An 11,621-nucleotide genomic window follows, 5' to 3' on the forward strand; every position below is an offset into this window, starting at 1 on the left:
ACCTTCGTAATCCATCACAGTTACCAACAGGTCCCATACCCGGCCAGCCAGAAAGCCGACCTCGACCTTGACCGCTACGCCACGCTTCACGCGCAGACCTACGGGGAGGCTGTCGGTGCGGCGACGATGATTTCGCACATACTGGAAGCTTTCATAGCGGGGGAGCGGGGATTCAGGAAGGAGGACGCGGGCAAGGCCGCGCCGTCAATGCCAAGCTGATGCTGCCGGTTTCCGCTGGTGGTCATCCCTCGACCGCGCAGCCCAAGGCTGCACGGTCCGGCTTTTTATCACGAAGCTCTTATGTGGCTCCCAGCCCACAACGCCGCAGCCTCGCAAAGCTGTCCGAAGTAGGGCTAAGCCCGCATACTATATAGACTTACGGCCATCAAGCTATTTTTAAATGACTTGATGCCGCCAATTATTTACTCTGACTAGCATAATGAAGCCTGGCACACTGACGGCAGCACAGCGATTCGTCGAGAAAATACAGAGAAGCTTTCCTCTTCCCGCAAGTCGGACAAACATACCACCATCGGGCGCCACCATACTGCGGGCTGGTGGTCGTCAGTCGTACCGTGATGCTATGGCTGTTCGGCAACTCTGCCACCAGCGCACCACCTGACATACGTAAGCCTATACCGTCTACTGCCTGTAACTTTCTGTCCTTTTCACTAGCACCGATCTTCGACAAGATGAGAGAGCCAATTCTTGTCACATCGCTGACATATTCGCGCGTTCGCTTCCTGCCAGCTTTGCTGGCCCGTTGTTTCTCCAGCCATGCACAATAACCCTCATATTGCCGCGCTCTGCCGCCTTTAGTTTTCGCGCCGGTACTCAAGCCTCCGTGAAATTTACAGCGCCCGTTGGAATAGATAGCTGTAATTTTGCAGGCCGTGCCTGAGCGGGTTCTGGCACCACACCGCAGGCCACTGATATCAGGATAAGGCTCATATTCTGGTTCTGGTGGTAATATCAGATGCTCGTGTCTTCCCACCAGCATCTGGACGAGCAGGTTTCCCCTGTCACCCTCATCACATTGCTTTCGCCACTCAAGACGTGCCTCATGATTTCTGTTCAACACAGCTTTATACAATCGCAGCAACCTCAACTTCTCTTTGTCACTCATCATCTGAACCTTAACAATTCTTAACTGTTCATGGGGTAGGGTATATTGCGAAGTTTACAATACATCCCAGCATATGAAGTGCAGTTCTCCTTGGTGATCATGGAGTATTTATGCGCCTGAACAATAAAACCCGAGGTATTTCACGATGAGGGTTCTGGCCTGACGTTATAGCGTTAATTTCCGAAATCATTAAAAGAAACACCATGAATTCGCATCTTAGTTTGCGCAAAAACAGCTGTTTCTTAACAGATTAAACGAGACGCAACAAATTGTTTTATTTGCTGTTTTATTGATTTTTTCTTTGCTGGATTGCGCATATCCAACACCCTGACTGTGCAGAGTCGCAAATTTTGCGCAGTGAATACCCAGATAAAATGCCCTGACCCAGCTTTAGAGGAAGCCAATTGACACAACATGAGGACACATTCTAAACGGGAAGGTAGTGACGTATACTCGCGATTTACCACAAAAACCAACCTCAGTCGGGCAACTTTGAGAAGTACTCGACGGTCAGTGCAAAGTGCTTCGATAGTGAAACCTTGAAGGATTCCATACCAAACCTGGGAGATGCATTACATCCGTAGCCAACTTCCAGTGTCTCCAGTGGAATAGCTGATGGATAACAGTACAGCAATAGTACTTATGAAACGCGGACATTCGTAAGTATGGTAAGACCTGAACCGAAAACACAGTGGCACCCGGCCCGAAGTTTATTGGAAAAGGCGGGGATTTAGCCCACACGATGAAAATTGGCTATATCAATATCAAACCCAACGGGTTAAAGGCAGAGAGGGGCCTTGAGAAGACGTTCAGACCCTATAATGAATGTACAAGGTAAGCCACCAGCCAAACTACAGCATTTTAGTCTGCATCGGGAATCCGTAGAAGCTCTGTGACATCAACCTCCAGGGCATAGGCCAGGCGCTCCAATCCATCAATGCTGATATTTGTGACGCATCTTTCTAACTGAGAAACATAGGTACGATGGAAATTCGCCAATTCGGCTGTTTTTTCCTGACTAAGTCCTTTTTCTGTACGTAACCTCTTAAGATTCAAAGAAATCCGAATCCTTGCATTTGGTAGATGTTTTGCATGAGTGTTTTTCATGCTACACAGTGTGGATTTCTGTCGCCTAAACATCTACAGTACATCAATCTACTGCTTTTAAATCTCACCATAATTGTAGTAGACACTCTCACACTAGCTAAAAATATTGTTAATAAATTGTTTTCAATGAAATTTTATTTTATTAGAAGGAATCTGATATGTTCATAAGAGTTGTCACCCTGTGTTTCGTCACACTGGTACTAACCGCCTGCGTGACAGGAGAGAAGTTTTCTAAAATCAGCCAAGGAATGAGTCGTGCAGATGTGATTGACAGATTAGGGTCACCTGATGGTGTGCAGACACAAGGTACAGCTGAACTGTTGACCTATGCAAACCGGTTTATGTCCGACTGGTCATGGGATAAAGCCGACTATAAAGTGTTACTTAATAATGGCTTTGTCGTCCAATATGGTGCCACCAATATTTATCACGATACAGGAACGGGGGAAAGAATGATGGCAGCAGGACAAATCATGCAACAGAATAAACCTGTACAAACCAACTGCTATCAAATTGGCTCATCTGTACATTGTTCGAGTTATTAATACTTATAATATTCATTATATATGCGATTTTTTAATCCAAAAAACTAACGATTAGCTCACTTGTGGCTATTCAATAGCCACATTGATTCTTCACATCAAGAAAAGCAAATAAGTTATCAGGACGATTCACCCACCAGCACGAAACCCCTAAAGCCCGCAGATGCCGGGCTTTTTTGTTATAATGGGATATCATAAAGACGCAACAAAGCGCGTGATTGGCGTGTACACAGAGGTGTGCCCATAATGAAAATCTAGACTGGCTCCATAGATCACCAGACACTTCGCCTCTCTTAAGATAAGAGGTAGTCTTAGACCTATGTTTAACACCAGTCAGAATAATAATATGGTTGAAGTGTTATCAGGACCTGAGCGGCGTCGTCGCCGTACACCGCAGGAAAAAATAGCCATTATTCAGCAGACTATGGCACCCGGTATGACCGTGTCTCACGTCGCACGCCTGCACGGTATCAATGCCAACCAGATTTTCAAATGGCGCCGGCAGTATGAAGACGGCTCGCTAACTGCCGTGGCCTCGGGCGAAGAAGTTGTGCCTGCTTCTGAACTTGCTGCCGACAATAAGCAAATCCGTGAGCTAGAGTGCCTTCTGGGCAAAAAGACGATGGAAGCTGAAATACTGAAAGAAGCAGTGGAGTATGGCTTGGCAAAAAAATGGATTGCACATGCGCCCTTGTTGCCCGGGGATATGCAGGTTCAGCAGGCAGTAGAGGTTAGATGATAATCCATTATCTTTCACACTATCTCATGGGGACGCATGAAGAACCGGATTCATTCATTAACTCGTTGTTAATAATGAATAATAAAGAAAAGTTCTTTGCTTGGCTTTTCGGCTGTTTCTCTGCATTGCAGGAGCATGTGTATTGCAAAATGAGGTGTTATGGCTGGCGAGAACAAGTTAAGCGACAAAGCGCTAAAGGCTTTGCATGGTAAGCCCCAGCAGAGCCAAAAGATGGTTGCCGGTGGTAGGGGGCTTTCTGTCAGAGTCAGCGTGAGTGGCACAGTGAGCTTTGTTTATTTCTTTAGACATTCTGGCCGACAACCCGAATGCCGGGCTATGACTACGTTGTCTAACTCAACGCGCTGGCGTATGGAACAGGAAGGAAAATTTCCGAAGCGCATCAAAATTGGGCCATCAGCAGTTGCTTATCGGCTTTCCGAGGTACAGGTGTGGATTCGTGGGGAATGGGTCTCTTTGTGAAAAAAGGGGCAGATATACGCCCCTTTTCCTTCAAAATCTTTTCATGCCAAGAATGAATTGACCAACATGTGGATCATAATAATCATAATGATCTTTATCATAATGATCACTATGCTCTAAATAAGTTGTCGTCTTGAAGTCATAATTTTCATTCCATTCTTCAGAGAAGAAGAAATCATAATCCCCTGTTGGTGATTTTACAGGTGGAGTTCCATGTGGGTGCATGTAATCAATATACCAAGTATAAGTTCCATGTTTATCATCAAAGTATACGCTTCTTAATCTGAAGAAGTGTTTGTCTGGTAATGTGTCTGATGATTTTATAATTTTTTCAACTTTTTCTTCTATATATTCTAGTTGATACATGTGATCCGAGCCAATGCGATTGCTAATATGGAAATAGAACCCTTTGTAGTTAGCTACCCAATTATTCGGACGTTCTGTTGCATAAATTTTCCAACCTTGTGTGCTGATTGGGAAAAAACGCTGCGCAATTACCCATAAATCCGGTGTTGATAATATTTGTTCAATTTTTACAGAATCCCAGTAGGTAGCGGTAATGCGATTATTTGGAGAATTAGTAATATCCTCCAGTCGACCCGCAACAGTTGATGAAGGGTACGTTGATGTCACGAGCAAGTATCCTTCACATTCATGTTGAGCGCAACTGTCTAAAATCCCATCTAACTCACCAGTACCTACAGCATTAGAACTCTCAGCTTTATGTTTGCACTGAACTAACCATTTTTTTGATGATGGCGCAAAAATACTTTTATATTCTTCTATAAAAACCAAGTCTTTTCCACTGTCAGGGCCTCTTCCGCTCCAATAAACTCTGTGACCTAGACTAAACAATATTTCTCGGGTAAGTAACTCTAAATCTTGGCCATCTTTAGATAGTTCTTTAAAATCCAACACGTCATACCCTCTATTTAAAAAGTGGTTTTAACCGATTTTTAATTGATACGGAATAATTGAATGACCTTATTTCACCTTGACCAGAGGATAAAGTTACTTCTTTCTGTGAATCAATCATTTCTTGAAAGGATACTGTTGCAAAACTTTCTTCCTGAGAGTTTAAAGGTATTACAAAGAATTCAAAATTAATGTCTAAATATTGACAATTCAAAACCGACATCAAGTGTTCGTGGAGTTGAATATATTGCACTATTTCATCGTTAGGTAGAGTGAAATTAAAATTATCATCTAAAGCATGCATTTTAACATCAATGATTTTGCAAATGTTGAATCTATTTAGCAGGAAAAAATCTGGTCTTTTAGCCCCCAGTGCTTCCATTGCAGGAGGATAAGACCATGAATCTTGATTTACATGAATAAAAGCTTGTTTTGTGATTTCGAAATGATGAATTGCAATCATTTCTCCGAGGTTCCCCTTATGAGTGGAATTATTCCACCAATATGAAGCTATTAATTTCTCACTTATCTCTTGTATTTTATTGTTCGTCACTTGATTCACCATTAGAATTTATCGAATGCTTGCGCTTTTCAATCTCAGAGATAATTGAGGTGGTTATAAATTGCGATGTTGTTTCATCTGGATGTTTAAGTGCATTCATCATATTTACAATTTCGTGCGGAACACGCGCTTTCAGTAACTGTGATTTGGCATTTTTATCTGCTGTAGCCATGTAATTATCTTCCACCTAAGTGTGACACACCAGAGGTATATGGTGTGTCACACCAATGAGATTGATGATGTTCCTCGATGCTTGCAACCACCTAGGAACATCTAACCACAAACCGTTAACTGGAGTAACGACTATGGCTGGAACACAGCATACCCAAACTCACCCCAAATTTACATGGTTGTTCCTAGCAACCCCCAAATGTCATGCGGATGTTTGTCCGGTAGTTGTCCGTTTTAATGCGGATACAGAAGAAAAAGCTCGCGGCGCGTTCCCTGGTTGGAATCTTGTTTTCGCTGCGAAGATCCGTTCTGAATGCTCACTCTATCAATATGACAACGGGACATTTGAGTTGAATATTGCTGGTCTGGAGGTGCTACATGCATAGCCAGCCACAGGATTGCGAAATTTTTGATGTGGTTCGTCGGTCTGATGGGATGGTTAGAGTAAAGTTATAGATAAAGTGTTCACCAGTATTCACCCTGTTAAAAATCCTATTAATAACAGAGTGTTAAAAGATGAACACTTATTTACTAAGTATTCACCAAGTATTCACCTGTTCACCTTTTGATTTTTTTGCCCTATAGGGTGAAGGGTAGGGTGAACACTAGTGAACATCTGAAAGAGTAGTGTTAATCATTTAACTATTTGAATTTAAATAATAAATAACCAATGATGAACAGGTGGACACTTAAAAGCATATTTTTAAATTTTTACATCTTACAAATTGATCTAGTTCTTGATTTAAAGTGAGTAATGCACGCTAAGATGCTTTGAATAGCGCTATACATGCACATCGTAGTTCACTTGGAGGAAGGTATGACACCACTGTTTACACCTGACTGCGTTTTGGTTGGATGGATAAAAGATAATTCACATATATTTGGCACATCCATGGAGTGGTTAGCATTCATAAAAAATGGGCAAGTATGGTCGGTTAAAAACAGAAAATGGCTTGGTCCGTTCAATGGTGGATGTGTTCTCGATAGAGAAGGAAAGGTTGTTGCGTTTTCACCTAATATGCCGGTTAAAGGTTCCACACGTCCAATCACCCCCGTATCGCCGGTTATGCCGGTGACACCTGTGAAACCAGTTCGTCCTGTTAATCCAATAAGACCTGTTAAACCGGTTACTCCTGTTGGTGGGTGGTCGGGTTTACAATGGTGGACATGGATAAATCAGTAAATGCTAATTTTAAATAAACGATAGCCGGGAATATTCCCGGTTTTTTTGTAACATAAAATGATAAATCTTTTTTTAGATAGATATAGACTTACTTACCACTTTTAGTGATCAATTATTGTGCGCTGTTTACTTATACAGTAGAGGACACCATGAGTGACATTAACGATTTAAACACTGGCAAGACTCGGGGCGGCTCTGTGCATCTGGACGCGCAGACCGTTTTACGGCTTAAGCAGTACCGCATAGCTGAGGAATGCCGCCGAGTGTGGAACCTTGGACTTGGCCCTATCTCATCAATGGCTAAATTGGCTGAGAGTGCTGGTGTGATTGTTGCTTATGTAACGGGTGTTGATGATAAAGTTGATGCATTTACAGTCCATAACAACAGACCGGTTATTATACGGAACAATGCGAAAAAAAGTGTTTGTAGATTCCGTTCTGATATAGGTCATGAATTAGGGCATTTAGTAATGCATGAAGGGATAATAACTGGTGATAAGACTACTGAATCACAGGCTGATCGTTTCTCCAGTGCGTTACTCGCGCCTCGGTTATCATTTATAAAAGAGTTCCCTCGCATCAGAGGTAAGCAATTTGATTGGAATGCACTAGTTGCTTTCAAACTTAGATGGAAGATCAGTTTGAAAATGTGCATCTTTCGAGCAACATCTCTTGGCCTGTTAACTCAAGAACAGGCAAGAACTGGGTATATTCATCTTAATTCAAAGGGATATACCAAAGTTGAGCCTGGGGATGGGTTTTTGAAATCTGAAGAACCTAATATGTTCTCTTCTGCTATCGATATGCTCGATGATGCAACATGGCTTAAGATTCTTGCCAAGACAGGACTAAGCCAGGAGTTAATAAGAGATTTGTTTTCAGTTAATCGACCATTGATTAATCCGAGAGGTACTCTTCAGTTAGTTCGATAACCCACCTCAGCGTAACACCTACCGTTTAAGCAAAATGTTCGGTTAAACGATCTATTGGGTATACGCCCGGAACCAGATAACGATAAGAAAAAAGTGCAGTTTGTCTGCGCCTTTTTTCTTAGAACCATATTGCTAAGACGGAGATAAACGCCAATGCAACTCTATTGATAGCAATGTTGCTGGCAGTTCTCTAAGCTGTTGAAGTACGCCCTCAACAACATGTTCATGTGTACGTCCATCACCAATGCATGTTCTTAAAGCACTATCAACCCTGCATTCTCCCTTAAAAGCAAGCGATGCTTTCGCATTGACATGTTCCAAGGATAACTCATTTATAAGAAAGCAAACCACCTGCTCTAAACAGACAAATCGATTATTGAGAGCAGCATCTTCTATAAACCCAGTTTCAGCAATAGCCTTCAAAAAGCGTTTATCGCCCGATAGAAGCAAATCCTGATGATTCAATAAACCTTGAAGTAAGCGCATCTCACCTTCATCAAGATTCTCGAAATTGTTCTGTAAATGAATCAAGCGCGGGTCTGTGATCAGCTCTTCAAACATCAAAAATGTTCCTTGTGATAAGCATTGCTGGACTCGCTCTAATGCAGCAGCGCCATATCGACGAAGGGAAGATTTTCCTCTCAACTGATACACAAGTGTATCTAAAACATAAAGTTGGCCATACTTACTTGTAAGTAATTTGCAACCATCAGCAAGTAGATCAAGTTGGGCCAATTTCAGTACTACATCATTATCAAGTAATACAGCCACTGGCGTTACACCTCGATGTTGTTCATTCTGCAGAGCATTTCAAACTTGTCTTCCGAAACCTTCTCTTCATCAACATACTCAAGAAAAGTTCCAGCAGCTTGCTCCATCCAATCCAAACGAGGGTAAAGTAAGTTCAGTGCTTTCCCACATACAGGGAAAAAATTTCCACTATGCGTGCGGCCCATAGTTTTGGCGTAATTCAAAGCTACATGCCCCGGATCGACCTTATTGTGACGTCCTATGCGCAGAGCTTCTGAGGCCAGCACCTCTGCTGTGATCCATCCTTTACTGTGAAATGCCGCATCAGGCCTACCATTAAGTAGCTCTATCGCGTAAGCATTGGCCTCTCTTTCTTGGGGGTTATCAACATCGTCTTCATTAATTTTTTCATCGATTAATAACGAGTTATTTTCAAGATGACCGCAGGCGATATGCCCAAGCTCATGAGCCAAGCCAAACAAAACTCCACTTGCATGTTTATGTTTTTTCGTAAGAGCTATAACTGGACGCTCAGAAACCTTTATAGCAACCGCATCCATCTTCTTTCTAGCTGGAATATCAGTCATATACAACACAGGAATACCTGCGGACCAAGAAAATTCCAGTAGCGACAGAAAGTCTACCCAAGGCTTTCCTTGAGACAGAATTGACTCTCGGATATCACGAGCAGGAGGGAGGCCCTGATAAGGTTTTTTGGCAACTGAAGCTGCAATTTTTGCCATACCATCTACAACTGCCGTTGCCGCTTGTAACTCTTCAACAGACTTGTTTGCGGCGTGCTTATATCTCCGCACTGACTCATTGAACCTCAATTGAGCTGTAGGATTAATAACTGTCGTTAAATCCAGATTTGCAAACTTTGCTAATCCTAAAATGACCTGCTGGCTGATACTGGCTGAATTATTAAGCGAGTCATCCCACCAATCAGGAAGCAACTTTGAAAGGCCTTCAGCCAGACGAGCGTCAAGAGCGCTAACCCGGCGTAAAAAAGTATTAAGAGGTTTCTGATGTGTAGTTACAGTCATCTCATCCCCTCCTTTATTGTTCATTTTGATAGTTCGTTATGTGCACAGTATAACCGTAGCTTTTTCGCACCACACGCATTTTCTGGGAATCATTGCCAGCATGCAGTTATCCATTATAACCTTCAGCGCACGCTCGTATCCCCATCACGCCTGCCCGCTTTGTGTAGTGGTTTTCATGCACCTGCATGAGAAATGAAAAATCCCGCAAAAATGGGTGCAAAGACGGATAATGATCAGCGTTCATCTCAATAGAGAGGCTTTTCGGCTACTTGGATACGAGCCAGGGAGATATTCATGATAAAAGACTACCTGATTGTGGCCTACCTGACGGCAATTGCCGCTTGGCCATTCACACTGGTGTTAATTGGTCTTTCTGCAGGAGCTGCACTCTATACGAGGCGCAGAGTGCTGTGCGTTGCCCTCGTCGTTCTGTTCATGCTGGTGGTCATCACTGCGTGGCAGTTTGAACGCTACATGTAAAATCATACCGCCCCATGAAAATGCCCATATCTTATTTATAGGCAGAAACGGTGTGTTCTGGCTATGTATAAGCACAGGTGACGAGCTTTGCCTGGACGCTACCACAGATATACGGCATTCTCGTGCTGACCTGCCCCCCGTTGATTAACACACCAGAAAGTCATTCATTATACGAGACGATGCAATCGAAAGAGCTTTTCGAAAAAGTCGGAGATCCTCGGCGCAGCACCGTCTCCGACCAACTCGTTCGCCCCAAACCGGTAGATTTCATATCCAGCGAGACGTAACTCGCGATCAGCCGATACCATGTCTGCATAGACCTTTAATGACGGATGATCGTTTTCCGTGAAATGGTGTTTTCCATCCACCTCTATCACGATACGCTGACGCCCTGGGAGCAGTAGCAAAAAGTCCATGCGTTGACGCGGAAGAGGTAAGCGATGGCGCAGGGTTTTCACGACAGCAGGGTCATAGTGAAGGTAGACCTGTGGAAGGAGCGCGGGCAGCGTCTCGCCAAGGACGTTTCGATAGGCCTTAAAATAAGTGGCAAAGAGCTTTCGCTCAGCATCTGAGGCCAGAGACTCTTGAAGTCGAGCTCCAAGGTTTGCAGCATTGCCCTCTGGGGAGATATCGTTCCACCAAGCGACAAGCTCGGACCAGAGAAGGCCGTTTGAGCCAATTGGCCGATCATAGACCAAACAACTTTCTTCATTGGATAGAATGACGATGTCGTTGTTGATGGCGTCGGCGAAACCAATCTCCGGCTTCGGTCCCCGCGAGGCAAAGATCAGGTTCTTAGGTCGACCTTCAACCCCACGCACGATAGGGCGAAACCCGAAGATTGGATGACCAGAGAGTTCACATTCCTCCGCTAGCTCATATCCGTCGCGCGCAAGGATCTCGTTAAGGACAGTGACAGTCTGCAACTGTTCGTCTCCCGACCGGGAGAGAGGGTGAACAGCTTCTTCGAGCAATGATCCAAACCTAGCAATGGAGCAAGTGAATGCTCCGATCTCACTAAATAGGTGTTCCACCGACCAGTCGCCGGGATTGACATCCATGTGCTGAGCGACTTGATCTCGTAAACTTCGGCCACTGCTTCCAAAAAGGTTTTCAAAAGGCGAGGAAAGGGGGAAATATCGTTCGACCACCTCTACCGTGCCACGTTCACCAGCGAGATCATCTCCGAACGCCCGAGCGATGTCTCGTCGTGTGATGTGGGACAAAGGCTGGTCACCGGCCTCAAGTACCTTACGGCCCAATTCATCGAGTGCGACATCTCCACGATGCGCGGCGAATTTAAGCGCGAAACGCGCCAATTCCTCCTGTGTAAGGTTTGCCAGCGCCAAGTCGATACGCTCTAGCTTTGAAAGGCCCTCACCATTTGCGACCACCAACCCGGCGATCTGCTGCGGCGCCTCACTAAGCTCTCTATGAGTCATCGTCTGCAGAATACGGGCAATCTGCCCGTAAAGATCACTAGCCACAGCTCGTTACCTCTTCCTTTGACACGACTGAAGCGAGCAAGCCGCCCTAGTCGTAGCTGGTAATACATTTTCTCCCTCTAACAAAGGGACGTGTTTCTGGG

General features: G+C 44.1%; 14 protein-coding genes and 2 pseudogenes. 8 read left to right on the forward strand and 8 right to left on the reverse strand.

Annotated features, from left to right (window positions below; all coding sequences use genetic code 11):
* Window positions 1-9 precede the first annotated feature (9 nt).
* Window positions 10-219 carry a DUF2274 domain-containing protein gene (locus tag CWM53_RS20720; RefSeq protein ID WP_100729417.1) on the forward strand — a complete coding sequence of 70 codons (210 nt, stop codon included), beginning with the start codon at window positions 10-12 and terminating at the stop codon, window positions 217-219.
* Between the two features lie 199 nt (window positions 220-418).
* Here CWM53_RS20720 and CWM53_RS20725 read toward each other — a convergent pair whose 3' ends face one another.
* Window positions 419-1,129: an HGGxSTG domain-containing protein gene (locus CWM53_RS20725; RefSeq protein WP_100729416.1), complete on the reverse strand. Its 711-nt coding sequence runs from the start codon at window positions 1,127-1,129 to the stop codon at window positions 419-421.
* An 858-nt stretch (window positions 1,130-1,987) separates the two neighbouring features.
* Window positions 1,988-2,233: a helix-turn-helix domain-containing protein gene (locus tag CWM53_RS20730; protein WP_071604874.1), complete on the reverse strand. Its 246-nt coding sequence runs from the start codon at window positions 2,231-2,233 to the stop codon at window positions 1,988-1,990.
* Window positions 2,234-2,391: 158 nt separating this feature from the next.
* On the opposite strand from CWM53_RS20730, the gene CWM53_RS32055 reads away from it, so the two are divergent.
* The 3 genes and pseudogenes from CWM53_RS32055 (at window position 2,392) to CWM53_RS20750 (ending at window position 3,994) form a co-directional block, all read left to right on the forward strand.
* Window positions 2,392-2,778 (forward strand): hypothetical protein, encoded by a 387-nt coding sequence (locus CWM53_RS32055; protein WP_227521727.1) that lies wholly within the window; start codon window positions 2,392-2,394, stop codon window positions 2,776-2,778.
* 343 nt (window positions 2,779-3,121) lie between these two features.
* Window positions 3,122-3,504: pseudogene (locus tag CWM53_RS20740) on the forward strand (transposase); the annotation flags it as partial.
* 280 nt (window positions 3,505-3,784) lie between these two features.
* A complete protein-coding gene (locus CWM53_RS20750) occupies window positions 3,785-3,994 on the forward strand; it encodes a helix-turn-helix transcriptional regulator (RefSeq protein ID WP_100729439.1) in 210 nt (69 codons plus the stop codon).
* A gap of 30 nt (window positions 3,995-4,024) precedes the next feature.
* Here the strand turns inward: CWM53_RS20750 and CWM53_RS20755 are convergent, their stop codons facing one another.
* From CWM53_RS20755 to CWM53_RS20760, 3 genes are read right to left on the reverse strand one after another with little or no spacing between them, the layout of a single operon-like run.
* Window positions 4,025-4,912, reverse strand: coding sequence for a restriction endonuclease (locus CWM53_RS20755; RefSeq protein ID WP_100729415.1), 888 nt, complete (start codon window positions 4,910-4,912; stop codon window positions 4,025-4,027).
* 10 nt (window positions 4,913-4,922) lie between these two features.
* Entirely contained in the window at window positions 4,923-5,462 is a 540-nt protein-coding gene (locus CWM53_RS30580; RefSeq protein ID WP_133123782.1) for a hypothetical protein, read from the reverse strand.
* The gene (locus CWM53_RS20760) at window positions 5,449-5,643 is read right to left on the reverse strand and encodes a YlcI/YnfO family protein (protein ID WP_100729414.1); all 195 of its coding nucleotides are present in this window, start codon (window positions 5,641-5,643) and stop codon (window positions 5,449-5,451) included. Before CWM53_RS20760 ends, CWM53_RS30580 begins: the two co-directional genes overlap by 14 nt.
* 133 nt (window positions 5,644-5,776) lie before the next feature.
* Between CWM53_RS20760 and CWM53_RS20765 the strand changes: the two genes are divergently transcribed.
* From CWM53_RS20765 to CWM53_RS20775, 3 genes and pseudogenes are all read left to right on the forward strand, one after another.
* Complete coding sequence (locus CWM53_RS20765) at window positions 5,777-6,028, forward strand: host cell division inhibitor Icd-like protein (RefSeq protein WP_100729413.1); 252 nt, start codon at window positions 5,777-5,779, stop codon at window positions 6,026-6,028.
* Window positions 6,029-6,459: 431 nt separating this feature from the next.
* Window positions 6,460-6,825 carry a 4-fold beta flower protein gene (locus CWM53_RS31740; RefSeq protein WP_206053089.1) on the forward strand — a complete coding sequence of 122 codons (366 nt, stop codon included), beginning with the start codon at window positions 6,460-6,462 and terminating at the stop codon, window positions 6,823-6,825.
* A 239-nt stretch (window positions 6,826-7,064) separates the two neighbouring features.
* Window positions 7,065-7,757: pseudogene (locus tag CWM53_RS20775) on the forward strand (ImmA/IrrE family metallo-endopeptidase); the annotation flags it as partial.
* Between the two features lie 132 nt (window positions 7,758-7,889).
* Here the strand turns inward: CWM53_RS20775 and CWM53_RS20780 are convergent.
* Both CWM53_RS20780 and CWM53_RS20785 read right to left on the reverse strand, forming a co-directional pair.
* Window positions 7,890-8,528 carry a hypothetical protein gene (locus CWM53_RS20780; RefSeq protein WP_100729411.1) on the reverse strand — a complete coding sequence of 213 codons (639 nt, stop codon included), beginning with the start codon at window positions 8,526-8,528 and terminating at the stop codon, window positions 7,890-7,892.
* 5 nt (window positions 8,529-8,533) lie between these two features.
* A complete protein-coding gene (locus CWM53_RS20785; RefSeq protein ID WP_100729410.1) occupies window positions 8,534-9,553 on the reverse strand; it encodes an ImmA/IrrE family metallo-endopeptidase in 1,020 nt (339 codons plus the stop codon).
* A 294-nt stretch (window positions 9,554-9,847) separates the two neighbouring features.
* Here CWM53_RS20785 and CWM53_RS20790 point away from each other — a divergent pair, with 294 nt between their 5' ends.
* Window positions 9,848-10,033 (forward strand): hypothetical protein, encoded by a 186-nt coding sequence (locus CWM53_RS20790; RefSeq protein WP_100729409.1) that lies wholly within the window; start codon window positions 9,848-9,850, stop codon window positions 10,031-10,033.
* A gap of 167 nt (window positions 10,034-10,200) precedes the next feature.
* Here the strand turns inward: CWM53_RS20790 and CWM53_RS20795 are convergent, their stop codons facing one another.
* Complete coding sequence (locus tag CWM53_RS20795; protein ID WP_100729408.1) at window positions 10,201-11,520, reverse strand: hypothetical protein; 1,320 nt, start codon at window positions 11,518-11,520, stop codon at window positions 10,201-10,203.
* Window positions 11,521-11,621 lie beyond the last annotated feature (101 nt).

The organism is Klebsiella sp. A-Nf5 (assembly GCF_002810545.1).
Taxonomy (GTDB): Bacteria; Pseudomonadota; Gammaproteobacteria; order Enterobacterales; family Enterobacteriaceae; genus Klebsiella; species Klebsiella variicola.

Coding starts and splice junctions, on each gene's coding strand:
- CWM53_RS20790 (WP_100729409.1), top strand. CDS start 9,848: ATGATAAAAGACTACCTGATTGTGGCCTACCTGACGGCAATTGCCGCT.
- CWM53_RS31740 (WP_206053089.1), top strand. CDS start 6,460: ATGACACCACTGTTTACACCTGACTGCGTTTTGGTTGGATGGATAAAA.
- CWM53_RS20765 (WP_100729413.1), top strand. CDS start 5,777: ATGGCTGGAACACAGCATACCCAAACTCACCCCAAATTTACATGGTTG.
- CWM53_RS32055 (WP_227521727.1), top strand. CDS start 2,392: ATGTTCATAAGAGTTGTCACCCTGTGTTTCGTCACACTGGTACTAACC.
- CWM53_RS20785 (WP_100729410.1), bottom strand. CDS start 9,553: ATGACTGTAACTACACATCAGAAACCTCTTAATACTTTTTTACGCCGG.
- CWM53_RS20725 (WP_100729416.1), bottom strand. CDS start 1,129: ATGATGAGTGACAAAGAGAAGTTGAGGTTGCTGCGATTGTATAAAGCT.
- CWM53_RS20730 (WP_071604874.1), bottom strand. CDS start 2,233: ATGAAAAACACTCATGCAAAACATCTACCAAATGCAAGGATTCGGATT.
- CWM53_RS20760 (WP_100729414.1), bottom strand. CDS start 5,643: ATGGCTACAGCAGATAAAAATGCCAAATCACAGTTACTGAAAGCGCGT.